The sequence below is a fragment of the Methylobacillus caricis genome, assembly GCF_020532705.1.
Taxonomy (GTDB): domain Bacteria; phylum Pseudomonadota; class Gammaproteobacteria; order Burkholderiales; family Methylophilaceae; genus Methylobacillus; species Methylobacillus caricis.
Map to the genome: position 1 here is coordinate 817,301 of NZ_JAJAVD010000001.1, position 26,794 is coordinate 844,094.

The following is a 26,794-nucleotide window of genomic DNA, read 5'->3' on the forward strand; positions in this document are numbered from 1 at the left end:
CCCCAACGCTGTTCCTCTTGCAATCCAATCCGGTGTTGCTCATGAGCACTGACAGCTTGATTGTTTGTGCAACCGCACGCCTGGTCCGTGCCTTGAAGCTTGACCATGACAATGCGAAAAGCGCTATAGGCCTGAAGCAATGGCCTTCATTGCCTGCTGTGACCGTCAACCAATGGCTGGACGCACTATTTGATCAAGCCCTGTTGATGGGAGAGCTAGACCTTGAGCAAACGCCAGCGGGCATGTTGAGTAACCTGCAGGAGCGCATGCTGTGGGAGAAGGTGATTGCAGATAGCTTGTCCCATGAAGTGTTGCAGGAGCTTTTTGATATCAAGGGGCTGGCATTGGCAGCCCAGGAGGCCAACCGCTTGCTGATTGAGTGGGAGCTGCCTGCTCCCGATGTTGCGCAGAGTGACGAAACTGCACAATTTTTGACCTGGCGGCAGGAATTCCGGGTACGTTGCATGCAAAGCGGCTGGCTGGAAGCGCCGCGCTATTTTGATTGGCAGGTCAACATGCTGGAGCGAGGCTTGGGCGTTCTGCCAGCGGAAATGTATTTTGCCGGTTTTGACCGGGTCACGCCACAGATGAGGCATTTGCAGGAAGTGCTTGCTGGGCGTGGTGTCCGATGGCATCGATACCATACGGGCCTGCCGGATGCTGGCAATAGTGGGCGAGTCATCCTGGCAGACCAGTTTGCGGAATGTCGTGCTGCTGTGGGCTGGGCAGCCGCACAGTTGAAGCAGAATCCCAGGGCAAGGCTAGGAATGGTGGTGCCAGAGCTGGCGACCTTGCGCAATAGCATTGCCAGCCTGCTGGATGATGTGTTGCACCCGGCGTGGGTGCGTCCAGCCTTGGTTGAAGCACCTCGCGATTATGATTTTTCGCTGGGTTTGCCGCTTGATAGCCAACCAGTGGTGCAGACCGCATTGGCCCTGCTGAGATTTTTTACCCAATACAAGATAGAGCAGCAGGCGTTTTCCAGTTTGCTGCACCAGCCGTACTGGTCGGCGGCATTGAGCGAAGGTGATGCGCGCGCGCAACTCGACGCCCGCATGCGGGAGTGGCTGCCGCTTTCCATTACCATACCCCGTCTGCTCAAGTTTGTGAGGCAGGCAGCGGAAGGCGGCAAGCCCCTCAAGCTGAAACAGTTGCAATTGCACATGCAGTCTGCCATCAGTATGTTGCAGGCCCAGCCTAGGCAGCAACTTCCTTCTGCCTGGGCCAGCGCTATAAGCGAGGTGCTGGATGCACTGGCATGGCCTGGGCAGCGCAGCCGTTCCAGCTTCGAGTACCAGGCAATCAAGGCTTTTGACAAGGCATTGCAGGCCTTGGCGACGCTGGATGTACTGCTGAAACCGATGAAAGTGGGAGAGGCCGTTGCCCGGCTGAATGAGTTATGCCGGGAGCAGATATTTCAGCCGGAAGCCGAGGGCAGCGTGCAACTGCAGGTGATGGGGATGCTGGAAAGCGCCAGCCAGCCGCTGGATGGCTTATGGGTGATGGGTATGAATGATCATGTCTGGCCACCGCCGCCCAGGCCCAATCCTCTATTGCCCGCTTCCATGCAGCGCAGCGCAGGTCTGCCCAATGCCGACAGCACTGTACAGGCTGAATTTGCCGCCATCATTCACCAGCGCTTGCTGCATAGCGCGCGGGAGGTGATTTTTTCCAGTGCGGAGAAAGAGGGCGAGCGAGAGCTTCGCCCCAGCCCCATGGTCATGGATATTCCCCTGCTTAATATCGAGCTGCCGCAAGTGGCGACTCTGGCAGAGCGTCTTGCCATGGTGGAATCCAGTGAGTTGGAGTTTATTGATGACCATCGCGCCCCGGCAGTCGGTGAGGGCGAGCATGTATCCGGGGGTACCGGCTTGCTCAAGGCACAAGCGATTTGCCCTGCCTGGGCTTATTTTCAATATCGCTTGCATGCGCGTGCATTGAAGGCCCCGGTCAATGGCCTGGATGCTGCCGAACGTGGCACTCTGGTGCATTGTGTATTGGAGCATTTCTGGCGGGGACGCGGACTGGCCGAGTTGCACGCGATGGATGAGCAGGCATTGACAATGGCGCTGAAGGCGGCAGTAGAAGCGGGGCTTGAGACCTTTGCCAAGACTTGCGATGAACCTTTGACCAGTGTGTTTATTGCTTTGGAGAGCGAGCGCCTGATCAAGCTAGTGGGAGCCTGGTTGCAGTTCGAGAAAACCCGCGATGTAGATTTCAAGGTGCTGGCAAACGAGCAAAAGCAGCAAGTGCAGATCGAGGGCGTGGATATCACGCTGGTGATAGATCGCATAGATTTGTTGGCGGATGGGCGCCGTATCATCATGGACTACAAAACCGGGCGCAAACCTGATACCAGGAACTGGGCTGAAAAACGGATTACCGAGCCGCAACTGCCGGTTTATGCCGCTTTTGCCCTGTCAGATGCGGAAGGGGATGGCGAGATCGCCGCCATCTGTTTTGCCATGATCAAGACGGCAGAACATGCTTTTGCCGGACTGGCTGCTGACGTGGTCTTGCCCGCCGTGCCTGGCTTGGAGGAAAAGAAGGCCCGCGAATTGTTCCCTGAATCAGATTTCCCTGACTGGCATGCAGTGCTCGAGCACTGGCGCAACAGCCTGACTGCTATTGTGGAGGAGCTGAAAAGCGGGGAAGCCAGCGTGCGCTTCAGCGATGAAAAACAACTGGCTTATTGTGAGGTTCTGCCCCTGTTGCGGATACCGGAACGGCGCTTGCAGTTTGAGCGGCAGCAATCCAGGGCGGAGGCATGCAATGATTGAACAGGAATTACTGTTGGGGGAGGACAGCCGTAGCCGTCAGCGCGCATTGGACCTGGAGTCGTTTATCGTCGAGGCACCTGCAGGAGCGGGCAAGACAGAGCTGTTGACACAGCGTTTCCTGCGTCTCTTGACCACTGTGCAGTCACCGGAAGAAATCATAGCGATCACCTTCACCAACAAGGCGGCTGCAGAAATGCGCGCGCGCGTACTGGACAGCCTGCTGATGGCGGCAAGTGGCATCCTGCCTGAGCAACCACATAAGCAGTTGACCTTCAAGCTGGGCCAATCGGCATTGCAGCATGCTGCATCATTGGACTGGCAGTTGCTGGAAACCCCATCGCGCCTGCGCATTTTTACCATAGACTCGCTCAGCAGCCACCTTGCCCGCCAGATGCCCCTACTCAGCCGCTTTGGCAGCCAGCCCGCGGTGAGCGATGATGCCAGCAGCCATTACCAGGCAGCTGCTGAGCGTACATTGGCGTTGGTGGATGAAGAAGGAGTGGGAGATGCTGTACGCCAGGCTTTGCGCTACGTGGACAACGATGTACAGAAACTGACGCAATTGCTGATCAACATGCTGGGCAAGCGTGACCAGTGGCTGGATTATGCCGGCCGGCAGGATGCGCCTCAGGCGGCAGAGCTGGCCTTGCAGCATTTGATTACGCAGGATATCGAAGCCGCGGCACAGGTGCTGGACCAGCGGTTGCAACATGTATTAATGCCTGTTGCCAGGTTTGCTGCGGGCAATTTGCCTTGCGAGGCGCCTGTCGCATTGTTGCGAGACTGGGAAACCCCGGTACCCGCTACCGCTCAGGCGTTGCCAGTCTGGAATGCATTGGGAGACCTGCTGCTGACAGGAAGTGGCAATCTGCGCAAAACGGTCAATGTCAAGAATGGCTTCCCACCAACCCCTGAAGCCAAGCCATTCAAGGAACAGCTGGCTTCAGTGATGGATACCCTGTATGCGACAGCCGGTGCTGAAAAAGCCCTAGCCCGTCTGCGCTGCCTGCCTTATCGCCATGATGAGGAAAGCTGGCAGATGGTGGCAGCGTTGGCGCAGTTGCTCAAGCTGGCGGTGGCCCAGTTGTGGCTGGTGTTCCAGCAGACGGGGGAGGTGGATTTTGTCGAGATTTCCCAACGTGCCCTGCAAGCACTTGAAGATAGTGAAGGTGCACCCACGGAGCTGGCACTCAGGCTGGATTACAGCATACGGCATCTATTGGTGGATGAGTTCCAGGATACCAGCCCTGGCCAGGTCAAATTGCTGCAGCGGCTGACGCAAGGCTGGATGCCTGGCGATGGGCGTACCCTGTTTGCCGTAGGGGACCCCATGCAGTCTATCTACCGGTTCCGCAAGGCCAACGTGGGTTTGTTCCTGGAAGTGGCGCAGGAAGGCATAGGTGACCTGTACCTGCAACGACTGCAATTGTGCCGCAACAACCGGTCATGTCCGCCGGTCATTGATTGGATCAACAAGACGTTTGACCGGGTATTCCCTGCTCGTGACAGCGTGGTACAAGGTGCCATCCGTTACAGGGAATTTGTCGCCACGCGTGAGCATGAGGCTGATACCGGGATACATGTGCACCCCATCATTGCCGGTCAGGACGAAGATACCGAGTCTGTCCGTATACGCGAGGCTGAAAAAATCGTGGAGATCATCCGCAATGAATGGGCGCAATATCCGGCGCGCCGCATTGCGGTGCTGGTTCGCGCCCGTACCCACCTGGAAAACCTGGTGGCGGAGATACGGCGACATCATGCAGACCTGCGTTTCCAGGCGGTGGAGATTGAGTCCCTGGCCGGTCGCCAGGGTGTACAGGATCTGCTGGCACTGACACATGCCCTGTTCCAGCGAGCCGATCGCGTCAACTGGCTGGCCATATTGCGTGCGCCCTGGTGCGGCCTGAGCCTGGCGGATATGCATATACTGGCAGCGGGTGACAGGGATCGCACTATCTGGTCATTGCTCATGGATGAGCAAAAGTTGCAGGCGATGAGCGCTGATGGGCAGCAGCGTGCCTTGCACCTGCGCCAAGTGCTGGCAGAGTCGCTGGCACATCAAGGCAGGTTGCCGGCCAGCCGCTGGCTGGAAAGTACATGGTTGATGCTGGGAGGTGCCCGATGCCTGTGGGAAGCCGCCGATATTGTTGATGTGCAGGCATATTTCAAGTTGGTGGACAGGTTGGATAGTCAGGGGCAGTTAACGCTGGATAGACTGAGCCAGGAAGTGGAAAAACTATACGCTGCACCAGACATTGAAGCGAACGGCCAGTTGCAGTTCATGACCATACACAAATCCAAGGGCCTGGAATTTGATACAGTCATCCTGCCTGGCCTGGAACGCAAGACCGGCGGCAATGAAACCTCATTGCTTTTATGGGAAGAGGTTGCAGTTGAAACTGATCATGGCGTCAGCATCGAGCTGGTGGCAGCGCCATTCATCCCTAAGGGCGCAATGGCGAAAGATGAAGTCACTCCTTACAGCTACCTGAAACTGCTGGAAAAAGAACGTGCAGATAATGAGGATGCACGTGTGCTTTACGTGGCAGCTACACGTACGGAACGGACACTGCATCTGCTGGGCACGGTTTCGCTCAACAGCAAAGGCGAAGTCAAGCCTGCGAGCGGTACCTTCCTGGATTTATTGTGGCCAAATGTCGCAGCCGATTTCCTCAATGCGGCAGAAAACTGGCCTCAACACGCACCATCAGACAAGCCAGCTAGCCTTGCGATTGAAGATTTCACGCCACAAATGATGCGTATGGTGCGGCCCCGAGTCCCATCGATATTTAATGATGCCAGGCATCAAGCATTGCAGCCGCACCAGATGAATGAAGACCAGGCCGCAGTGACCAGTTTTGTGAGCCTGGAAGCCAATATTGGTACATTGGTACATCGGTATGTCGAGATGATAGCCGCGACTGGTAATGCCAGGTCCTTGGATGATTGGTCTTCATCTCTAGGCAGGTTGCAGTCAGCGATGTCACGCTGGTTGGCGCAACAAGGCCATGATATGGCGGCTGCGCAGGATGGCGCGGCTCAAGCCTTGCAATTGCTGCAGTTGACCTTGCAGAGCGAGGATGGCCGTTGGGTATTGAAGCCGCGTGGCACAGCCGCAGCCGAGCTTGCCATGGGTACCATGGATGAGACTGGCATCAGGCATCTGGTGGTGGACCGTACTTTTATAGATAATGGCGAACGCTGGATTATTGATTACAAATCCACCAGATTCCTAGCAGGTGCAGAGATGGCGGCAATCAGCCAGGCAGCAGAGGTATATAGGACACAGCTTGAAGCTTATGCCACATTATTTGCAGGTGAGGGCTTGCCGATCAGGATCGCGGTTTATTTTATGTCCCTGGGGCGTTTATGCGAATTGCCGCGTTGATCGCTTGATGGGGATAACAGGCTCGATGATTGATCGTGCCTTTATTTTGCGCTGTCGACATTGACGAAAAAATGACATGAACTGTCAAAATTTTGTTAATCATGTGGAAGTTTTGTCAGTGACCAAGCTTGTTACGTATGTGTTCATGCCATTTTTTACTGATGGTGGATTATTTTTAAGCAATTGAATATTAATAAAAATTAATTATTTTATGAACTTTTTGAAGAGGGTTTGTAATGCGTTGGCACAATTGGTATATGAGTTGCTTATTAGTAATCAAACGAAACCTGTTGTGATTAAACTTAAATAGAAAGTGGGAACGATGAAAACGAAATTAGGCTTGTTGGCAGTATTGGCAGTGATCTCTGCTCCAGCAGCAGCAGGTACGATAGATCTGGGGGTAGCCAGCAACTACAACGCTTTTGTGTTTGGTGATTACACGACATCCGGTAATTCGGTGTCTGGTGCGCTGGCCATTGGCGGTAACGCGAATCTGAACGGTAATAGCATTGCCAACAACAAGGCTAATGCCTATAGCCTTGTGATTGGTGGAAATTTAGCTCAAACCCCTTGGGGCGGAAGTGTCAATGGCAACGCCTGGATAGGTGGAACCAATAGTGCTTCTCAGGGCTACACTATTTCAGGGCATGTAGATACTGCAGCCACTACTGCTGCACCCGTGGATTTTGCTGCAGCCAAGACTTACTTGACCAGCCTTTCTAGTGAGCTCTCCCATGTAGGTGCCACTGGCAGTTATGCGGCTCTGGATCAATATAACCAGAACAGCAAGGTGTTTACTGGTTCCGGTGCCAATGTTGAATATTTTTCATTGGATGCCAGTGAGTTCTCCAGCTTCAATAACCTGACTTTCAGCAGCATTGCTGCTGGCACGACCCTGATATTCAACGTGGCAGGTGATTCTGCAACGCTGGGCTGGCAATGGCAAAACCTGGGCAGCTACAATGTGCTGTTCAATTTCTATGAAGCCACGAGTGTGACGATCAATTCTGTCACATTGAATGCCAGTATTCTGGCAGTCAATGCCACTATCAACCCAGGTTCCGGCAACCTGAACGGTACTGTGGTCGCCAATAACTGGAACAATTCCGTGACGCTTGGCAATGGTGGCTTTGCTGCAGTTGATTCGCCATTGTTTGCCGGTGTGACAGCTGCCGTGCCTGAGCCACATGACTACGCTTTATTGTTGTCCGGTTTGCTTGTGATTGGCATGGTAAGTGTACGTCGCAGGAAAGCATTGAATGACCGATAAGGTCTGTACCGTCTGAATCCCGGGGGGGATAGAGGAGGCATAGGGCGTGGGGTTGTATTACCCACGCCCTTTGTCTTTTTTGTTTTCTATAATCCTTAATGCAGGCGGCGAATTGCCTTGAAGTGGCGGCGGATATACCACACTGCAAAAATCATCCCAGCAACCACGAGTACGATATGGAATTGATGGAAGTAGATTTCCAGCCTTTCCCAGTGCTGGCCAAACTTCATGCCGGCATAGGCGAGCAGATAGCACCAGAGTAATGAGCCCGCAAAGGTATAGGCAATAAACTTGCCTAGATGCATGCGCGCAACCCCGGCGGGAAAAGCAATGAAGGTCCGTACAGCTGGCAACAGACGCCCGATGAAAATAATGATGTCGCCATATTTTGCAAACCAGCGGTCGGCCAGATGCAGGTCATGATGTGAAATCAGTACCCATTTTCCGTATTTCTCCACCAGCGGGCGGCCTCCAAACATGCCGAGATAATAAGCAGGTATGGAACCAAGCACACATCCTGCCGCACCTGCCAGAGCCACTCCCCACAGGGTCATTTCCCCCTTGAATACAAGGAATCCGGCAAATGGCATGATGATTTCCGAGGGCAGTGGGATGCAGGCGGATTCAATTGCCATCAGGAGGACAATACCGCCGTAGCCCATGGTTGAAATAATCCCCATGATCCAGGCAGCAACAGCAGCAATTAGTTTTTCCAGCATGTTAAGAGAGCTCCCTGAGCAGGTTCTTGATGAAGTCTGTGCGTTGTGCAATATCCACGTATTGTACGGTGATGCGAAGCTTGTCCGGGCCATTCATGCGGCAGCGGCGGTCACGCTGCAGCAGGGCAATCAGCTTGGCCGGATCCAGCTCGGTGCTTTGGGCAAAATGAAGTTGTATGGCCGAGTCGCTGGCATCAATCTTGTTGATGCCCAGTGGCTTGGCGGCGATACGCAGCCTATGGCAGGCCATCAGGGCATTGCCCTGTTCGGGCAACAGGCCGAAGCGGTCTATCAGTTCTTCCTGCATGGTGTCGAGATCATCGTCGTCGTTGCAGTTGGCCAGGCGCTTGTAAAGCACCAGCCGTTCATGCACGTCCGGGCAATAATCGCTGGGTAACAGGGCAGGCGTGTGCAGGTTGATTTCAGTCGTCACGCCCAGTGGCGCCGAAAGGTCTGGCTCCTTGCCTTCCTTCAAGCGTTTGACCGCATGGCTCAGCATTTCGGAATAAAGCGTAAAGCCGATTTCCTGCATTTCACCGCTCTGGTTATCGCCCAGCAGTTCGCCTGCGCCGCGGATTTCGAGGTCATGCATGGCCAGGTGGAAGCCTGCGCCCAGGTCTTCCAGCAACTGGATGGCATCCAGGCGTTTTTGCGCCTGTGGCGTGATGTTGCGGTCAGGATCGGTCAGCAGGTAGGCGTAAGCCTGGTGGTGAGAGCGTCCGACGCGGCCGCGCAGCTGGTGCAGCTGGGCAAGGCCGAACATGTCGGCGCGGTTCATGATAATGGTATTGGCTGTGGGGACATCGATCCCGGTTTCAATAATGGTGGTGCACAGCAGCAGGTTGAAGCGTTGCTGGTAGAAATCACGCATCACGTGTTCCAGCTCGCGCTCACGTAATTGGCCGTGGGCAATGCCTATGCGTGCTTCTGGCAGAATGCGCTCCAGTTTTTCCTTCATGACAAAGATGGTATCTACTTCGTTATGCAGGAAGTAAACCTGGCCGCCGCGCTTGAATTCGCGCATGGCTGCTTCACGGATGATGCCTTCGGAGTAGTTGGTGGCAAAGGTCTTGATTGCCAGGCGTTTCTGCGGCGGCGTGGCGATTACGGAAAATTCGCGCAGTCCCTCCATGGCCATGGACAATGTACGGGGAATGGGCGTTGCGGTCAGGGTCAGTACATCCACCTCGGCGCGCATGGCCTTGAGCTGTTCTTTCTGACGCACGCCAAAACGGTGTTCCTCATCCAGGATCACCAGGCCCAGGTTATTGAAGTGGATATCCTTCTGGATCAGGCGATGGGTACCAATGACAATATCAATGCTGCCATCCTGCAAACCCTTGAGTGCTTCTGCCTGTTCCTTGCCGCTGCGGAAACGGGAAATTTCTGCAATCTTGATCGGCCACTCGGCAAAGCGGTCGGTGAAATTGTTGTAATGCTGCTCCGCAAGCAACGTGGTCGGCACCAATACCGCTACCTGCCTGCCGCCCATGACGGCGACAAATGCAGCGCGCAATGCTACCTCCGTCTTGCCGAAACCGACATCGCCACACACCAACCTATCCATGGGGCGCCCGGATTGCATGTCGTTGATCACCGCTTCAATGGCTGCCAGCTGGTCTGTGGTTTCTTCGAACGGGAAGCCTTCCACAAACGCTTCGTAATCATGCAGTCCCAACTTGAAGGCATGGCCTTTACGTGCTGCTCGCTGGGCATAGAGATTGAGCAGCTCGGCGGCGGTATCACGGATTTGCTTCAATGCCTTTTTCTTGGCCTTTTCCCAATGACCGCTGCCCAACCGGTGCAATGGCGCAGATTCCGGCGGGCCTCCAGAGTAGCGAGAAATCAGGAAGAGCTGGGACACCGGCACATAGAGCTTGTCATCGCCGGCATATTCCAGCAGCAGGAACTCGGTCTCTCCCTCGCCAAAGTCAATATTGGTCAGCCCGCGATAGCGTCCCACGCCATGCTGCTCGTGTACCACGGGATCGTGCTCACGCAACTCGGACAGGTCTTTGAGCATGCCCTCGGTATTGCGCTGCTTTTCCTTGTCGCGACGCCGTTGCTGGCGCACGGTATTGGCGTAGAGTTCAGCCTCGGTAATAACGGTAATCCGTTTGGATTCAAAACCTCCGTGCAATGGACTGATGCCCAGCATGACATCATCTTCACCCTGTTCAAACGCTGCCCAGCTATCACAGGTCTGGTAAGTGATGTTGTGATCGGTAAACAACTGGGCCATTGTTTCCCGGCGCCCCAGGCTTTCTGCCGTGATCAGGATGCGTCCCTTGAAACGGCGGATATAATCCTGCAGCTTGTGCAATGGCTTTTCAGCCCGGCGATCCACCTCCAATGCAGGCAGCTTCTTGTCTGGATCCAGCGTGAACTGGATGCGTGCCCAGGCATGGCTCTGGGCGAAAAACTCATCGGCCTTGATCAGCAATGCTTCCGGCTTGAGGATGGGGCGCTCGGGATCATGGGCCAGCTGGCGGTAACGCGACTGTGCATCCAGCCAGAATGCCTGAGCCGCAGTGTCAAGGTTGCCATGCAGGCAAAGCACTGCATCCTTGGGTACGTAATCAAGCAATGTTGAGGATTGCTCGAAAAATAATGGCAAGTACCACTCTATGCCGCCACTGGCGAGGCCCTTGGAAATATCCTTATAGATTCGGCTGCGTGAAGGATCGCCTTCAAAAGTTTCACGGAAATTCTGCCTGAAGCGGGAAATGCCGTTTTCGTCCAGTGGAAATTCGCGTGCCGGGAGCAGGCGAATTTCACCAACAGGGTACAGGCTGCGCTGGGTATCGACATCAAAGGTACGTATGGTTTCGATCTCTTCATCAAATAAGTCCAGCCGGTAAGGCAGGGCGCTGCCCATGGGGAACAAGTCGACGAGCCCACCCCGCACACTGAACTCTCCAGGGCTCATGACCTGGCTGACATGGTGATAGCCTGCATTAGCACATTGGGTACGCAGTGCTTCCAGGTCCAGCCTCTGGCCTTTTTTCAGCATGAAGGTGTGTGCCGCCAGATAAGCGTGGGGAGGCAAGCGCACGAGTGCGGTGGAGGCCGGTACCAGAATCACATCGCAGGCGTTCTGGCTCATCTGGTACAGCGTTGCCAGGCGCTCGGAAATCAGGTCCGGATGAGGGGAAAAATGATCGTAGGGCAGAGTCTCCCAATCCGGCAGCATGAATACGCGCAACTCATGTGCAAACCACGGAATTTCCTCCAGTAGCCGCTGTGCATCAAATGCACTGGCTGTAATCACCACCAATGGTGTCTTGGCCGACTCTGCTAAACGTTGTTGCGCCAATTGTGCAAGCGCCAGGCTATCGGTGCCGGGGACAAGCGGGTTGATGCGGGTTGTATGGCCAGGTGCCGGAACAGGCAGGGAAAACTGCATGAGATTGCCGTTACATATTGAATAAGCGGCATATTATAGCCGCTAGCGGTGATACGCGGCTATGTTGCATTGATGACAGTGGTTTTATTATCTATATGCATAATCCATGGCTGACAGCATGTTCAGCGATGGATTATGCACGCTAATACAGTGGGTTGGCTGCAGTATTGCGGGGTTACTTAGCCAGAAGTCTGCTAATTTGGGCTTCTGCTGCGCTCCAGTATTCAACAGGGTTTCCCGCAAAATGATTGCGTTCAGCGAGGAAATAAGCGGCTACCTCTACCATGCGATAGCGCTCTTCAGGACTGATCTTGTTCGTTGACTTGATGCTTTTTGTGGAGGCCTTTGCAGACTTGGCGGCAGTGGCCTTATCTTTGGCAGCTGCGGTTTTTTTTGCTGCGGCAGGTTTTGCGGCCAGGTTTGTGTCGATAGACGTGGTTTTCTTGACTGTAGTGCTTTTGGGTGTAGCCATTTCGGTTCCTTTCGTTAAGAGGGACTTCAATGCTGCTGTTAGGTGGTAACCTTCCATGCCATCATATTAAACCGTTCCGCCCACCGTCAAGCCATCTATACGCAATGTGGGCTGGCCAACACCCACAGGAACGCTTTGCCCTTCCTTGCCGCAGGTACCTACGCCGCTATCCAGCGCCATATCATTGCCTATCATGGAAACACGAGTCAGCACATCCGGACCATTGCCAATCAGGGTAGCGCCCTTGACAGGGTAGGCGAGCTTACCATCTTCTATCATCCAGGCTTCTGCGGCAGAAAATACAAATTTCCCACTGGTGATATCTACCTGTCCACCGCCAAAATTGGCGGCATACAAGCCCTTCTTGACGGATTTGATGATTTCCTCCGGTGCCATGTTGCCATTCAACATGTAGGTATTGGTCATGCGAGGCATCGGGATGTGGGCATACGACTCACGCCTGGCATTGCCTGTCAACGCCATGCCCATGAGGCGGGCATTGAGGCTGTCTTGCAGATAGCCGCGCAGGATGCCGTCTTCAATCAGCACTGTACGCTGGGTAGGGTTGCCCTCGTCATCCACATTGAGTGAGCCGCGACGATCGGCAATCGTGCCGTCATCCACCACGGTCAAGCCCTTGGCTGCGACTTGTTGTCCAATGGCATTGCTGAATGCAGAACTGCCCTTGCGGTTGAAGTCGCCTTCCAGTCCATGGCCAATGGCTTCATGCAACAGGATGCCAGGCCAGCCTGCACCAAGTACCACTGTCATGCTGCCTGCAGGAGCAGGGCGCGCTTCCAGGTTGACCAACGCCTGGTGCACGGCTTTCTGTGCATAGTCCTGTAATACTTCATCGGTGAAATAGCTGTAGTCAAAACGTCCACCGCCACCAGCCGAGCCTTGCTCGCGGCGGCCGTTATGTTCGGCAATCACCTGGATCGACAGGCGAACCAGCGGCCTGACATCTGCTGCCATGACGCCGTCGTGACGGGCGACCATCACTACCTCATATTCCCCGGCAATCGAGGCCATAACCTGGGTGATGCGTGAATCTGCCTTGCGTGCAAACAGCTCCAGTCTTTCAAGCAGTTTTACCTTGGCTTCTGCGCTTAGCGAGGCAATCGGGTCTTGCGGCAGGTACAGCTGCGGAGCCTGTACCTGCTGGATAATCTGTCCTTGTTGCTCTGAGCCAAGGGCTGCAATGGCACGTGTGGCATTGGCTGCCTGCTGCAGGGCGGGAAGGTTGATGTCATCCGAGTAGGCAAAAGCGGTTTTCTCCCCGCTCACTGCGCGCACACCCACGCCTTGGTCAATGCTGAAATTGCCGGACTTTACCTGGCCTTCTTCCAAGCCCCAGCTTTCCGCCCGGCTGTACTGAAAGTAAAGGTCGGCATAATCCACCTTGTGCGACATGATGCTGCCGATTACGCTCTGTATGTGGCCCACGTCCAGCCCGGTAGGTGCAAGCAGGGTGTTGCTCGCAGTGCTGAAGTGAGAGTGTTCGGCAGGGCTTGAAGCGGTCGGCAAGGTATCGGGTTTCATGGCTGGCTTTTCTTAAAAGTAATTCAGGAACAACTATTGATTATCATAGCAGCCGTTTTGCGGCCCAAGGCTAAGCATTTTCTGTAATTTGATGCGGTATGACCTGTTATCTTGGGCCTTAATATGGTTTTTCAACCCGGATCAATGACATATTTGCCTTGTGCGCTTTATCACAACGTACGGTGCTTCAACGCAGGCAGGCTTTTACGCAGGCTCTGCATGTAAGCGGTATTGATTGATGAAATCACGATGCCTGAGCCACGTGGCAATCTATCCTGAACCACGCCCCAGGGATCGACGATCATGCTGTTGCCATGTGTTTCACGACCAGAAGCGTGATAGCCGCCCTGTGCCGGCGCCAGCACATAGCACAGGTTTTCTATCGCCCGTGCCCTGACCAGGCTTTCCCAGTGGGCTTTCCCGGTGGTTTCGGTGAATGCGGATGGAATGGCAATGATATCTACCTCACCCATGGCGCGATACAACTCGGGAAAGCGCAGGTCATAGCAAATGGAAAGGCCCAGCTTGCCAAAAGGGGTGTCCACTGTCACAACTTCTTCACCTGCTTCTATGGTGTTTTTTTCCTTGTAATGCTCATTGCCCAGATCAAAACCGAACAGGTGGATCTTGTCATAACGGGCGACCTGTTTGCCCTTGTCATCGTAAACCAGGCAGGCGTTACGCACTTTATCCGGGTTTTCCGTTGCCAGTGGTACCGAGCCACCAATCAGCCATATCTGATGTTTCTTGGCGGTCTTGGAAAGAAATCGCTGGATGGGGCCTGATCCTTCTTTTTCCCGCGCTGCTACCTTATCGGTGTCCTTGAGCCCCATGATGGCGAAATACTCAGGTAGCGCAATCAGTTTTGCCCCCTGGCTGACGGCAATCTCAATCAGGCGCTCTGCCTCGCTAAGGTTCGCAGACACATAAGGGCCTGATGCCATCTGGATGGCGGCAATTCTATGAATGCCGGGAATAGTGTTTTTGGAATTTTTTGTTTTTGTGACTTTGTCACCTGATTTTATGGCCATTGACTTGGTTTCCGGACGGTTGGTCTGACTAATTGTGCCTATTGTTTATTGCATTTATCTTCCTAGCGGAGTGCTCGCTGGGTCATTATTTTTTTGTTTTCCCTCTGCCTTCACCTCCACCGGGTTATCCCAGGTGCCGATAAATTCATATTCAGAGGCGGCAAACTGGTTTAAGGGGTCTTTTAACAGCTTCTGGGCAAGATAAGTGGCCGCACCGACCACTGGCCCGCCTGCAAGTGCGGCAATGGACAGGCTGTCGCTGATGTAAGGGGTGACCTTGACGCGCAGGTGCTGGGTTTCTTTCTGCAAATTGGTCTCCCCTTTCATTTCCACCAATGCGGTAGGGCCTTCTAGGCGGAAGTCATCGCTGCGCATGATGCCGTTATCGATTTTGACATTGGCCCCGATCTTGTCGAAGGCAAAGCCGCTACTGAAGACATCGCGGAAGTCAAAAGTGAGGCGGCGCGGCAAGTTCTGCAATGTCAGTACACTGAAGAGGCGGCCGACGCCGGGTTGTATCTTCAGGATCTGGCCCTTGCGTACATCCAGCTGCAGGTTGCCGCTTAGCAGGGTGGTTTCAAACTCATGAGGGCTGCCAGGCCACTTAAGCTGGCCATTCAGGTTGGCGCTGCCGCCTTTTATTGTGTTTGGATAACCAAAACGGTCGAGCGTCTGACCTACGTCATTGATTTTCCAGTTGATGTTAAGCCGCGTATTCGGGGCGCGCTTCCAGTTATGCCATTCTCCCTCTGCCACTAATTCACTTTCCGCATTGCTGATGCGCAATTTCTCTATGCTCCAGTCATCATCCTGCTCGCTAGCCAGCAGTTCCAGCTTGCCCAGTTTCTTTTTACCGAATTCAAAGCTGTCAGCCACGATATCCAGTGATGGATATTCTGTGGCAGTCGCTTGTTGGCTGAACTTGCCCTGGGTGCGCAACATGGCCGTATCTGGAGTGGAAGAGGGAGATGCCAGGCGTTTCAGGCGGGCGATGATTTTGCCATTTCCCTGGCTTTGCCACTGGATATCGCCACTCATTTCCTGGCTCTGCACATTCATTTGCCAGCCGCCCTTGATGGCATTGGCTATTAGTTTGAGATCATTGATCCGGCGGTCAAAAACATCAAGCTTGGTGACGGCAAGGTCGATTTTCCTGATATTCATATTATTAGGGCTAGAACTATTGCCAGGGTTCGAGTTCCCGCTAATGGAACGTTCTGACAGCGCGCGCCATTCATCTAAATCCAGGTGGTCTATCGTGCCATGCACCGTCAAGCCGGGCTGTTGCGGGAACTCCGCAAGGGTGTTGAACGCGATATCGCCGCGTTCCAGCACCAATGCCCCGTTTTGCTTGGTCCGTAGAAATTTGGCACCTACCATATTGCCGTAGTTGATACTGATCGTATCCTGCTGTGGATTTGGTTGTTTTTTCTCTATTTTCAGCGGGACTTTTTCATCACTGCTCTTGTTCATTGGAAACGGCAGGCTCGATGTCATGCCTGCCAGTGATGAACGGATGGAAATGTCAGCCTGGTTTTGCCCAATGTTGATATCGCCATACCAATCAGCGGTACCAAAAATGCGATCCGAGAATCCAGGCCCGAAACCTGCACGCAGCCCGGCATCGGTCACGCGTCCCCGGGCATTGATACGGATAGTGCGGTTCTTATCGGAGTTGAGATTGACAATAGCCGGACCACCATAAATCCATGTGTTGAGGTTCTGTCCCCGTAGCATTGATTCGGTGAACTCCAGCCTGCCGTTGATCCGGCTGAGTTCGGGAACATCAGCGCTGCTGAGTGTGCCGTTGGCAATGGTGTAGGTGCCCTTGACCTTGGTGGCATCGGTATCATGCAATGGAATTGTCAGGCTCAGGTTAAGCTTGCCATTGCCGCTGGTTTGCAGGTCTTGGGTAAAGCCGCCCGTAATGTCTTTCAATGGGCTGTTGTTGAGGTATTGGATACCATTGTTGATAGGGCCTTGTCCTTCACTGATGACGGTGAGAATGGGCTGATGCGAATCCAGTGCGGGAATCAGCACTTTGCTCTTGATAATCTGTGTGCCAAGTGTGTTGCCGCTGGTGGCATTGAGTTCCATGCGATTGCCTTGGAACAACATATCCAAAGCAATTTTTTCAATTTTTGGCCAGCCCGGGGCGAACTCAAGCTCGCCATCATGAATCTTGGCCTTGACTTGAAACAGGCCATTCTTGTTGCCGTCAAATGGAAAGTCATGCAGATGGCCTTTGATGATGACGCTAACATCTTCGCTCTTGCCTGCGTGGATAGAGCTATCCAGCCAGTGTATGGTTTGCTCACCTAGTACCAGCGGGTAATAGAAGCGTGCATATTGCCCGTCCACGCGGTTGAACTTTGCAACAAGCTCCAGCATGCCGCCTTTTACATGATTGTTCAGAAAGCTGGCATTGATGGCACCCGCGAGGTGTTTGTTGGAAATGGCCAGGTTGTTGACGCGTACTTCAGTCTTGCCCTGAGCGTTCTGCCATTTGATCTGGCCACCGAGTTTGTCAGCGGGCAATGGCCAGCGCATGATGCCTTTGAGGTCGATTTCAGCATTTTTGGCGTTAAGGATCAGTGTGCCGCCTGTTTCGCTGGCGTCTATCGTGCCTGAGAGTTTGCTGAATCCAGGTATATGTTCGTAAGGCTGCATGCCCAGCTCGCTGAACTGGCTTTGCAGTTTGTAGGTTTCCGGGAAGCCCCCGTTGCTGTGCCATTCCAGATTGAATTTACGCAAGGTGCCTACCGGCTGGATGATTGCCATGGTCTGCATGGTTTTGGCCGGGATAGGGAAATAAGCTGCAAGGGCGTGCGCTGATTCCAGCTGAACCTCATCCAGTGTCATCTTGCCTTCCAGTGTTTCCTTGTTGCCTTGCTTGCGTTCGCGGATGACCACGTTGCCGCTTTGCATATCCAGGCCACTGGGGGTTGCTATCTTGAGCTTCTCAGCGCCCAGCTCCTGGCCATCGCTATGCTTTGTCCAGGTCAGCCTGCCTGAAAGCTTGTCAAGATAGACCTCAGGCTGGTTCTTCAGAACACGGCTCACCACTTTGTCCAAGATGACGTCTGCTGTCAGCTGCTTGGCCTCTCCATCGGAGAATTCCAGCCACAATTGTGCTGCGCCGTACCCTTGCCTGATATCTATCAGATGGGGCAGCCATTGGCGCCATGCTGCAATATTGGTGCCTTCGGCATGGGCATAGAGGGTGCCGCGCCAATGTTCGAATTTGCTGACATCCTTGCCGTAAAAATTGCCTCGTAAATCAATGGCCTGGGATGATCCGGCAGAGGGTTGCGCTTGCAGGCCAAAGCGATGATGGCCAACCAGGCTTTCCCAGGCTGGACTTTCAATATGCAGGTTAAGCTGGTTTAGTGTGAGGGGCGGGGCCTTGCGCAGATCATCCTGCCAGGTGATGGTGGCATTGCTGATGTCGATGCGCGACTGGCGTAGCAGCCAGTTATTGAACTGGGGCTTGGATGGGCCACCAGTGGGAATGCCCCCGATGTAGACCGTGCCATCGGTTTCACGTCGTATAGTCAATGCCGGGTCATAAATAACAATCGAGGAGAAGCGGGGCTCCAGCAAAGGGATACTAAGCCAGGAAAGGCTGGTTTCAATATGGTCCAATGAAAGTGCCACGCGGTTTTCATGGTCGTAAATGTCGATATTGTGCAAGCTCAGCCTTGGGTTGAGGCCATTCCAGCTTGCGTGGATTTTCCCGATGGTGACCGGTTGGCCAACCGCATCGCTGACCATTTGCGTAATGCGCAACTGATATTCGCCCACATTGGGTAATATCAGATAACGCAGGCTGAGCACGATGAGGGAAAACGCAATGATGATGAACCAGAGCGCGGCAAGTGTGGCACGGTAACACCAAAGCAGGGACTTTTTAACCATATTGTTTCATTGCAGCGTCACCGGCCTGAAACCGCATGACTTGTGCCTTTGGGAACATTCTTTATAAGTAAGCAAGAGTATTTCATTGGCTTGGCTATTGGTCAACGCTTAAACGCCCGGAACAGGCTTTTAGGCACGAAAGCAGCCATGGATGGCTTACAATGACGTTTTTCGTAATGGCATCGTGTGGCAGATGTTAAAGCGGGTTATTCAGTTTTGAGTGAAAAGCATTGATCCAACTAAAAAATATTAATCTTGCGCGCGGCATCAAGCTGTTGGTTGAAGGCGCATCCTTCCAGTTGCATCCTGGCCATAAGGTTGGCTTGACCGGCGCTAATGGTGCAGGAAAGTCCAGCGTATTTGCGATGTTGCGGGGGGAATTGCATCCCGAGTCTGGCGACCTGGATATCCCCCAGCACTGGACTATTGCGCATGTTGCGCAGGAAACTCCGGCCTTGAGCGATGCAGCCATTGAGTTTGTCCTGGATGGCGATGTTGAGTTACGCCAGGTAGAAGCTGCCCTGCGCCAGGCAGAAGCCGAGGGCAGTGGTGAGGCTGTTGGTGAATTGCATGCCCGGCTCGGGGAGATTGAGGGATATTCCGCTCGTGCCCGTGCTGCTGAATTGCTGCATGGCCTTGGGTTCAGTACCGCCGACCTGCAACGGCCGGTATCGGACTTTTCTGGTGGCTGGCGTGTGCGCCTCAATCTGGCCCGGGCGCTCATGTGCCGTTCAGACTTGCTATTGCTGGATGAGCCGACCAACCACCTGGATCTCGATGCCGTGATCTGGCTGGAGAACTGGCTCAAGGATTACCGCGGTACTTTGTTGTTGATCTCCCATGACCGTGATTTTCTTGATGCCATCGTGAATCATATTGCCCATATAGAGCAACAGAAACTGACTCTTTATCGGGGTGGCTATTCAGATTTTGAGCGCCAACGCGCGGAACGGTTGGCGCAGCAGCAATCGAATTATGAGCGCCAGCAACGCGAAGTGGCCCATTTGCAGGGTTACATTGACCGTTTCCGTGCCAAGGCCACCAAGGCCAGGCAGGCGCAGAGCCGGATCAAGGCCCTGGAGCGCATGGAGCTGATTAGTGCTGCCCATGTGGATAGCCCGTTCAGTTTCGGTTTCCGGGAGCCGGTTGCGGCACCTGATCCTTTGCTGGTACTAGATGAGGCCGATGCCGGCTATCAGGACAATGCAATTCTCAAGCGCATAATGTTGACATTACGCCCGGGTGAGCGCGTAGGGCTGCTGGGCCGCAACGGGGCTGGCAAATCCACGCTGATCAAGCTGCTGGCTGGCAATATGTCACCGTTGCAGGGCAAGCGCGTGGAAGGCAAGGAACTCAATGTCGGCTATTTTGCCCAGCACCAGTTGGAACAGCTGCGCCCCGAGGAGTCCCCTTTGCAGCATATGCTGCGCCTTGACCCCCAGACCCGTGAACAGGAGCATCGCAATTATCTTGGCGGCTTTGATTTTCGTGGCGAGATGGCAACCAGTCCATGTGGTGCTTTCTCTGGCGGCGAAAAATCACGGCTGGCCCTTGCACTGTTGATCTGGACCAGGCCTAACCTGCTATTGCTGGATGAGCCTACCAACCACCTGGATCTTGAAATGCGACATGCGTTGACGCTGGCCTTGCAGGATTACCAGGGTGGCGTAGTGCTGGTTTCTCATGACAGGTCGCTATTGCGCTCCAGCTGCGACCGCTTCTTGCTCGTAGCTGATGGCAAGGCCGAGAACTTTGACGGCGATCTGGATGATTACAAGAGCTGGCTGGCTGAGCAGCGCCAGCAGGAAAAGGCAGCAGAAGAAAAAAGCCAGCCGGCCGCTGGCAAGAACGCCTGGGCCCAGGGCAAGGCGGATCGCCAGGCACGCTTGGTACAGCGCCGCCCGATTGTGAAGGAAGCCGAGCAACTGGAAAAGAAGATAGCTGCCTGGCAGCCGGAAAAGGGTCAACTGGATCAGGCGCTGGCGGCTCCTGAGCTTTATCAGGACCCGGACAAGAGCAAACTGCAAAGTCTGCTAAGGCGCCAGGCCGAGCTTGCGCAATCCATCAGCCAGGCTGAGGAGCGTTGGCTGGAACTGCAGGAGCAGTTGGAAGCCTTTCCGGAAATCAATTAGTCCTGACGTCTACGCACGGTACTCAGGACATCAAAAAGCAAAAAGGATCAATATGGACTTCACTTATTCCAAGCGTCTCGTCGTGTTTTACGTACTTTGCCTGAATGAGGCACGTACTGCGGATAGTGATCCTCCCAGTGCCAACCTGGAAGATTACGGCGTGCTTGAGGCCGCTACCTACCTTGCCTGTTATATCGCCTTCCGCGCCATCAAGCAGGCTGGCCGTTCACCGGCTGATGAGCGGGTCGAGAATTTCGACATGCTGGCGGTGTACCAGGCTTACGCCATGCTGGTCTACACCTACCTGACCTTGCCATTGGGTGAGGAGGGAATTGAGCCTGATTATAAGACTGCTGCCCTGACAATTGCCCGCTCCCTGTTTTCCGAGCTGGGAAATGAAGAGCTGGCGGAGATCATTGAGTCTGGCAGCCATAAGTACCAGTTGATAGGCGATGCGGAGTCAGAGCACTGGATGAATTACCGCCAGGATCTGGAGAAAGTGTTGGTGGCTTTTGTGATTGCGGCTACGGATGAAGAAGCCCCATTTGACAAGGAGGAGCTGATTCCTATGCTTGGAGCCTTGCTTAGTATGCTGTGTGAAGCATTTGCCAGCGAATAGGCAGCGCCTCCGTGCTGCCTAGGCTATAAACTGGATTCAGGCAGCAAGCGAAAGCGAGCTGCTGTTCTGCTCTGAATTGCTGTAGGCAGTGATCAACTGGCTGATCTGAAAATCTATATTGTTTTCCCTTTGCCCTTGTGTTGCCTGGCTTTGATTGCTGTTGCCCTGCTGTTGCTGCGCTTGTTCATAAGCCATGGCTTCCTTTGCGCTTACCTTTCCATCCTCGTTGGTATCTGCAGCCTCGAAATTGGCAGCGACGTTGCTCATGAGGCTGGAAAGCTTGCTGTCTGAAGTGCTGGAAGCAATGCTTTCCAGCTCATCCTGGGTATACCCTTCATCCTCTTCATCACCCTGCGGTGGGGAAGGGGGCGGCATGCCGCCTTGTACACGCGAGCTATCAAACTGACTGTTGAGCTGGCTCAGCAAGTTACTGACGCCATCGCTCAATTCACTTTCGGTCAATTTGCCATCGCTGTCACTGTCTAGACTGCTGAACAATTCGTTAATGTTGGCGCCGTTGTCTGAGCTATCAATATTGTTAAACGCTGTTTGCAGGTCAGACTGTTCAATATAGCCTTTGTTGCTGGTGTCAATCTTGCTGAAAATCGAGCTGGCGATTTGTGATGCACTGCCGCTGATGCTGCTGATCATGATGTTCTCCTTGTTCTCTCGTGGTTAGCCGGGAGGTGCTTTCCCGCCTGACATTGCTAACGAATAGAATGCCCGGATTTTTCGGGCGCAAGGTGTAAAGTGGGGTAAAGCTGTGTAAATCCGCAGAAAGGGTTTGCGTAAGTACAATATGCACAAGCCCCGGCAGGGGCTTAGGGTGGTTGATCTATCCCGCTTATGCGCTGGTTGAAAGCGCGGCTGTACTGCGGGTCACGGTAGTGCTGGTATACACAGCATCCAGCAGGCTTTGTTGCAGTGCGGGGTTTTCAGCGAAATTGACTTGAAGGGCAGCCCTGTCCCGGTTGGCTGCATCAATCAGTGCAGCTGTCTGCTGGTTTTGCTGGAAAGCTAGCTGCTCCCCAAGACTGACTCGGCCGTCAAGGTTGATGTCCGCTTCTTCAAACTCAAGCGAGGAAAGACCGCTTTCCACTCTCAGGGTATCAAGCTGGCTGTTCAATTGGCTTACCAAGTTATTGGTATTGACAGTCAGGGTGCTCACTGCATTCGCCTGTGTTGTCAGCGTTGCCTGCTCCTGTGCGGGTACATTGGCACTCTGCAGATTGTTCAATACTGATTGCAGGTTGGCAGGGCTGCCGTTGCTGATGTTGGCTGGCCTGGTATTCAACGGGCTGTTGATGGCTGAGGCATTTGCCTCTATGGCGCTGATCGGGCTAATCATGATGATCTCCTTTATTCGGGTGTGTTCAGTATCAGCATCGCCTCTCTGATACTATGCATGACCGGAATTCCTGAGTTTCATGCTGGGGCAAACGATGCCTGCCCCTTGTTGCCAATATTCAAATCATATAAACGTGACCTAGTGCGGGGGCAGAAGTTCCCCGAGGTTTCTTCCAATCATGGGCGGGCGGGGGTCGTGATGGAAATGGATATGTGCCTTGGCCTGTTCCAGCTTGGCCAGTTGATCCGGGGTGAGCAGGGCTTTTATGCTGGCCTCGGTGCCAGCACGGTTTAGAATCGAGTCGGCAATCAGCTTGCCCAGCTGGTCTGCCAATATCCTGGCTTTTTTCTGATCAAAATCAGCCGCATCACCCAGCTTGACCAAGGCCTCGCGCAACTTGTGCTGCTGCTTGAAGTTATTACGAACTGCAGGAGCCTGTGCATGCAGGATATCGAATATCTTGTCCTGTTGCGCTTCGGTCAGGTCAACTGAAGAGAAATGCGGCGGTAGCCCGGGAAAACCAGGGTTGTTTTGATGGCCGTCAATATAGGGAGGAGCATCATGGCCATGGGCAGGGAGCGTGCCCGGTTCAGCCTGTGCCAGATTGAATGTCATTAAAAGTAGCCCGGTAATGACGAGTAGTTGCTTTAGGTGGACGTTAAGTGGTTTCATGGTTTGCCTTTCATATCGTTTGTTGTTGTGGTGAAATTTTGCTTTTCTGGCCTGTAAACTGCTGTTAACTATGGGTAAAGAAAGGTAAATGTTGATGCCTGTATGTTCTGCCATCAGGCGGGAGCCGATATCATGGCAACCATAGATTTGGATACCATTAGATTGCCCTATGACTAAAGTATTGTTGATAGATGATGATGTGGAGCTGGTAAACCTGATCAAGGAGTACCTGGTTCAGGAAGGCTTTGAGGTCGAGTGTGCTCATGATGGCGAAACCGGGATTGTTTATGCGGAATCCTTGTCTCCCACACTGGTAGTCCTGGATGTGATGATGCCCAAGCTCAACGGGATAGAAGTATTGCGACGCATACGTGCGGGCAGCAATGTCCCTGTCCTGATGTTGACCGCCAAAGGGGATGATGAGCATCGTATTGTCGGACTGGAGCTGGGGGCTGATGATTATGTGCCCAAACCCTGTACCCCGCGTGAGCTGGTGGCGCGCATCCGGGCAATTCTTCGCCGGATTGCGCCTTCTGCCATCAGCCAGCCGGCGCAGGTTGCTGTGGGTGAGCTGGTGATCTGGCCTGAGCGCCGCTTGGTGGAGTGGGCTGGAAAACCTGTCAGCCTGACCAGTACTGAGTTCAACTTGCTGGAAGTACTGGTCAGGCAGGCCGGAAGGGTAGTGAGCAAGAGTGACCTATCCACCATAGGCCTGGGGCGGCCGCTGTCCCGCTTTGACCGGACGATAGATGTACACCTTAGCAGCATACGCCAGAAACTCGGTACCATGGCCGATGGGCGTCAATGTATACAGACTGTTTACCGCATGGGTTACCAGTTGATTAAAGAGTAGACATGGGCAGGCTGTTCTGGAAGTTCTTTTTCTTCTTTTTTCTTGCCCAGATGACTTCCATTATTGGGGTCAGCCTGTTTTTCTGGTTTTCCGCCCATCAGGACAGTCAGCGGCTTGAGCGTGAAATCCGTACCAATCCCACCTCCATGGCCTTGATTGATGCTGCTGCCGAAACCCTGCACCACGGGGGCGAGGAGGCATTGCTGAATCTGTTGTTGCAGTGGTCACAAAAGCCTATACCCCAGGTCTATGCAGTGGATCCTGAAGGCCTGGAATTATTGCAGCGTCCAATTTCCATACGTATGCAAAATGAATTGGCTAATATTAAAGACCGTCGCGCCGTTCGGGAAAGTACAACGCCCGGTGGCAAGGTTTATCATTTATTCGTTCCTGCTCATGGCATGCATCCCGGCCCTATGCCTCCAGCAGAAGAAAGCATGCGGTCTGATAGGCCTCCAGGCATGATGGGAGGGCCTCCGGGTCCCAGGCGCGGGCCTGGGGGGCCTATGTTCCCGTGGACGCCAGTATGGGTCGGTTTTATTGCCAGCCTCTTATTTGCAGGACTGTTAGCCTGGTATGTGTCAAAGCCTATCAAGGGCTTGCGTAACGCTTTTGACCGGGTCGCATCCGGCAACCTCAAGGCCAGGATTGGCCCTGCGATGGGGCGGCGCCGTGATGAACTGGCAGACCTCGGCCGCAGTTTTGATCGCATGACTGAGCAATTGGATACCTTGATGCAAGGGCAGAAACGCCTCCTGCATTATGTTTCGCACGAAATGCGCTCACCGCTGGCACGCTTGCAGGTCGGTATCGGGTTGGCCAAGCAAAGCCCAGAAAAGCTGGATTCCACACTGGACCGCATAGAGATGGAATCCATGCGCATGGACAAACTGCTTGGAGAGGTCCTGGAACTTTCAAGGCTTGAGTCTGGAGTCATTGCAATCAAGAAAGAAAAGGTCATGCTGGGTGAATTGTTGGATAGCGTGATTGACGATGCGAGATTCGAGGCAACAGCCAAGAATATTGATATTCACAGCAATATTTCTGCGGATGCAGAGATAGAGGCGCAACCTGACCTGCTTTATCGTGCCATTGAAAATGTGTTGCGCAATGCCATCAAATACAGCCCTGATTACAGTGCAGTGGTGCTGGAAACGGCATTGAGCGGCAAACAGCTGTCATTGGTGATTATGGATAATGGCGGGGGTATTCCCGAATCGGAACTGGATAACATTTTCCAGCCGTTCTATCGGGCTGACAGTTCAGGGAATGTGACTGGCCATGGGTTGGGGCTGGCAATCACCAAGCAAGTGCTGGATTTGCATAACGGGCTGATCAATATACAGAACCGCACTGCAGGCGGCTTGCGCGTGGAGATATTGCTGCCGCTGGCTTAAGGTTGTCCGGAAGTCGGGGCCATGGCTTCTTCAAACAGCTCGCGGTAGGCCTTGATACCTGTGGATAGCGGGTAACGCTCAATAATCGTTCCACGGGCAGCATCCCGCATTGCCTGCAGTCTGTCCGGGGCCGTGAATACCCGGTCAATCGCATTGGCGATTTCATGGATGGAGAAGAAATCCACCAGCAGCCCGTTTTCCTCATGGGTAATGACCTCCTCCACTGGCGCGGTGCGTGAGCCGATTACCAGGCATCCGGCTGACATGGCCTCCAGCATGGACCATGACAGTACGAAAGGTACGGTGAGGTAGATGTGCGCTGAAGAAACCTGTAGCACACGCAGGTATTGCTGGTATGGCAGTTTGCCCAGGAAGTGCACCCGGCTTTGGTCTATGCCTTGAACTTCTTGCAGCAGTTGGGCGCGATAGGTCTGCCCGTCTGGCAGCTTGCGGCCATAGCTCACATCGTTCCCTCCTACAATCAGCACTTGGCAGTTGGGGCGACGCTTGAGGATTTCAGGCAAGGCCCGCATGAATATATGAAAGCCGCGGTACGGCTCCAGGTTGCGTGATACATAAGTGATGACCTCGTCGTCCCGCGTCAACGTCAAGCCTGACCCAAGACGCACCCAGGCACTACGGTCAGGTGCTGCTGCCTCGGTATTGATACCCTCATGGACCAAACGAATCTTGTCGCGGTATTCCGGAGGGTAAAGATTGCGCTGCCAGGCAGTCGGGCTGATGCCGATGTCGGCCGCATGGAGAGATAGCAGGTTGGTGATGTTCTTGGTGCGGATGCGCAAATAGTCATCCAGTACCAGCGGATATTCCGGGTCAAAACCGGCATCCGCCCCATCGGTCTGGTAGAAAAATTCAAAAAAGGTCAGTAACGGTGTATCTGGATAGATATCCTTGGGATAAATGGCTTCCCCCCAGCCCATGTGGGCTACGATGATATCCGGCTGGTAGCCTCGCTCCTTGAGCTGAAGCAATGCCCTGGCCACGCTCTGGCCGCGGATGACATGTCCCTCAACCGGTGCCAGGTAAGCATGGACCCCCTCGGTTGCCGCGCGTGCGGGCTTGTATTCCAAGCGCTGTACTCCAGCCATGCCTGGCGCATGCGTTTCGCACAGGCTGAGTACTTGATGTTTGCCTTCATCGATCAGGGATTGCGCAATATGGCGGAATTGCCCGGGAAAATTCTGATGGATGAAGAGTATGTTCATGAGTCAGTGGTCAACAAA

At 53.9% G+C, this 26,794-nt stretch carries 17 protein-coding genes; 7 read left to right on the forward strand and 10 right to left on the reverse strand.

Features of this window, described 5'->3' with window-relative positions:
- Window positions 1-41: 41 nt before the first annotated feature.
- From LG200_RS03945 to LG200_RS03955, 3 genes are all read left to right on the forward strand, one after another.
- The gene (locus LG200_RS03945) at window positions 42-2,780 is read left to right on the forward strand and encodes a PD-(D/E)XK nuclease family protein (protein ID WP_226756286.1); all 2,739 of its coding nucleotides are present in this window, start codon (window positions 42-44) and stop codon (window positions 2,778-2,780) included.
- Complete coding sequence (locus LG200_RS03950; RefSeq protein WP_226756287.1) at window positions 2,773-6,171, forward strand: UvrD-helicase domain-containing protein; 3,399 nt, start codon at window positions 2,773-2,775, stop codon at window positions 6,169-6,171. The genes LG200_RS03945 and LG200_RS03950 overlap by 8 nt, the downstream gene beginning before the upstream one ends.
- Before the next feature lie 322 nt (window positions 6,172-6,493).
- Window positions 6,494-7,441: a choice-of-anchor A family protein gene (locus LG200_RS03955; RefSeq protein ID WP_226756288.1), complete on the forward strand. Its 948-nt coding sequence runs from the start codon at window positions 6,494-6,496 to the stop codon at window positions 7,439-7,441.
- 95 nt (window positions 7,442-7,536) lie between these two features.
- On the opposite strand, the gene LG200_RS03960 is transcribed toward LG200_RS03955, so the two are convergent.
- The 6 genes from LG200_RS03960 to LG200_RS03985 all read right to left on the reverse strand — a co-directional run bounded on the left by LG200_RS03960 (window position 7,537) and on the right by LG200_RS03985 (window position 18,529).
- The gene (locus LG200_RS03960; protein WP_226756289.1) at window positions 7,537-8,160 is read right to left on the reverse strand and encodes a DedA family protein; all 624 of its coding nucleotides are present in this window, start codon (window positions 8,158-8,160) and stop codon (window positions 7,537-7,539) included.
- A gap of 1 nt (window position 8,161) precedes the next feature.
- Window positions 8,162-11,566: a transcription-repair coupling factor gene (mfd, locus tag LG200_RS03965; RefSeq protein WP_226756290.1), complete on the reverse strand. Its 3,405-nt coding sequence runs from the start codon at window positions 11,564-11,566 to the stop codon at window positions 8,162-8,164.
- Between the two features lie 175 nt (window positions 11,567-11,741).
- Entirely contained in the window at window positions 11,742-12,038 is a 297-nt protein-coding gene (locus tag LG200_RS03970; RefSeq protein WP_226756291.1) for a DUF2934 domain-containing protein, read from the reverse strand.
- Window positions 12,039-12,104: 66 nt separating this feature from the next.
- Window positions 12,105-13,580: a metalloprotease TldD gene (tldD, locus tag LG200_RS03975; RefSeq protein WP_226756292.1), complete on the reverse strand. Its 1,476-nt coding sequence runs from the start codon at window positions 13,578-13,580 to the stop codon at window positions 12,105-12,107.
- 170 nt (window positions 13,581-13,750) lie between these two features.
- On the reverse strand, window positions 13,751-14,611 hold the full coding sequence (locus LG200_RS03980; RefSeq protein ID WP_226756293.1) for a carbon-nitrogen hydrolase family protein: 861 nt from the start codon (window positions 14,609-14,611) through the stop codon (window positions 13,751-13,753).
- Between the two features lie 54 nt (window positions 14,612-14,665).
- The gene (locus tag LG200_RS03985) at window positions 14,666-18,529 is read right to left on the reverse strand and encodes a YhdP family protein (RefSeq protein ID WP_226756294.1); all 3,864 of its coding nucleotides are present in this window, start codon (window positions 18,527-18,529) and stop codon (window positions 14,666-14,668) included.
- A gap of 230 nt (window positions 18,530-18,759) precedes the next feature.
- Between LG200_RS03985 and LG200_RS03990 the strand changes: the two genes are divergently transcribed.
- Both LG200_RS03990 and LG200_RS03995 read left to right on the forward strand, forming a co-directional pair.
- Window positions 18,760-20,661, forward strand: a complete 1,902-nt coding sequence (locus tag LG200_RS03990) for an ATP-binding cassette domain-containing protein (protein WP_226756295.1) — start codon at window positions 18,760-18,762, stop codon at window positions 20,659-20,661.
- Window positions 20,662-20,713: 52 nt separating this feature from the next.
- Window positions 20,714-21,280, forward strand: coding sequence for a hypothetical protein (locus tag LG200_RS03995; protein WP_226756296.1), 567 nt, complete (start codon window positions 20,714-20,716; stop codon window positions 21,278-21,280).
- A gap of 36 nt (window positions 21,281-21,316) precedes the next feature.
- On the opposite strand, the gene LG200_RS04000 is transcribed toward LG200_RS03995, so the two are convergent.
- The 3 genes from LG200_RS04000 to LG200_RS04010 all read right to left on the reverse strand — a co-directional run bounded on the left by LG200_RS04000 (window position 21,317) and on the right by LG200_RS04010 (window position 23,300).
- Window positions 21,317-21,931, reverse strand: coding sequence for an EF-hand domain-containing protein (locus LG200_RS04000; RefSeq protein ID WP_226756297.1), 615 nt, complete (start codon window positions 21,929-21,931; stop codon window positions 21,317-21,319).
- A 193-nt stretch (window positions 21,932-22,124) separates the two neighbouring features.
- Window positions 22,125-22,628, reverse strand: a complete 504-nt coding sequence (locus tag LG200_RS04005) for a hypothetical protein (RefSeq protein WP_226756298.1) — start codon at window positions 22,626-22,628, stop codon at window positions 22,125-22,127.
- A gap of 138 nt (window positions 22,629-22,766) precedes the next feature.
- Entirely contained in the window at window positions 22,767-23,300 is a 534-nt protein-coding gene (locus LG200_RS04010) for a Spy/CpxP family protein refolding chaperone (RefSeq protein WP_226756299.1), read from the reverse strand.
- 169 nt (window positions 23,301-23,469) lie between these two features.
- Here LG200_RS04010 and LG200_RS04015 point away from each other — a divergent pair, with 169 nt between their 5' ends.
- Complete coding sequence (locus tag LG200_RS04015; RefSeq protein WP_226756300.1) at window positions 23,470-24,153, forward strand: response regulator transcription factor; 684 nt, start codon at window positions 23,470-23,472, stop codon at window positions 24,151-24,153.
- A 2-nt stretch (window positions 24,154-24,155) separates the two neighbouring features.
- Window positions 24,156-25,550, forward strand: coding sequence for an ATP-binding protein (locus LG200_RS04020; RefSeq protein WP_226756301.1), 1,395 nt, complete (start codon window positions 24,156-24,158; stop codon window positions 25,548-25,550).
- Here LG200_RS04020 and LG200_RS04025 read toward each other — a convergent pair.
- Window positions 25,547-26,776 carry a glycosyltransferase family 4 protein gene (locus LG200_RS04025; protein ID WP_226756302.1) on the reverse strand — a complete coding sequence of 410 codons (1,230 nt, stop codon included), beginning with the start codon at window positions 26,774-26,776 and terminating at the stop codon, window positions 25,547-25,549. The genes LG200_RS04020 and LG200_RS04025 overlap by 4 nt on opposite strands.
- Window positions 26,777-26,794: the final 18 nt, after the last annotated feature.